The sequence below is a fragment of the Streptomyces odontotermitis genome (assembly GCF_050510915.1).
GTDB lineage: Bacteria > Actinomycetota > Actinomycetes > Streptomycetales > Streptomycetaceae > Streptomyces.
In genome coordinates this window covers 1-570 of the sequence record NZ_JBNJLS010000064.1, presented here as the reverse complement: position 1 = coordinate 570, position 570 = coordinate 1, and the positions used below count along the sequence as shown (strand labels likewise).

At 58.1% G+C, this 570-nt stretch carries 1 rRNA gene; it reads right to left on the bottom strand.

The annotated features are described in order from the left end of the window. Window positions 1-333: ribosomal RNA gene (locus tag ACQB60_RS45770) — 23S ribosomal RNA — on the bottom strand; the annotation flags it as partial. Between the last annotated feature and the right edge of the window lie 237 nt (window positions 334-570).

The window sequence follows — 570 nt, the reverse complement described above, 5'->3', positions numbered from 1 at the left end:
GAAGAGAGATCCCACAACCCCCCAAGCGCAACCCCTGCCGGGTCTCACACGCTTGAGGTTTGGCCTCATCCAGTTTCGCTCGCCACTACTCCCGGAATCACGGTTGTTTTCTCTTCCTGCGGGTACTGAGATGTTTCACTTCCCCGCGTTCCCTCCACACTGCCTATGTGTTCAGCAGCGGGTGACAGCCCATGACGACTGCCGGGTTTCCCCATTCGGAAACCCCCGGATCAAAGCCTGGTTGACGACTCCCCGGGGACTATCGTGGCCTCCCACGTCCTTCATCGGTTCCTGGTGCCAAGGCATCCACCGTGCGCCCTTAAAAACTTGGCCACAGATGCTCGCGTCCACTGTGCAGTTCTCAAACAACGACCAACCACCCATCACACACCACACAATCGCAGTGCTTCACTGGGGTCGGCATGCCGAAGGGCGAGCAAACGCTCGCACCCTCAGATACCCAACAACGTGCCCGACCCGATCCATTGACTCTCACGTTCCACGCCGAAGCAGTACTAGTGAAGCCAAGTGACCGTGCCGAATAATCAACGTTCCACCCATGAGCAACCA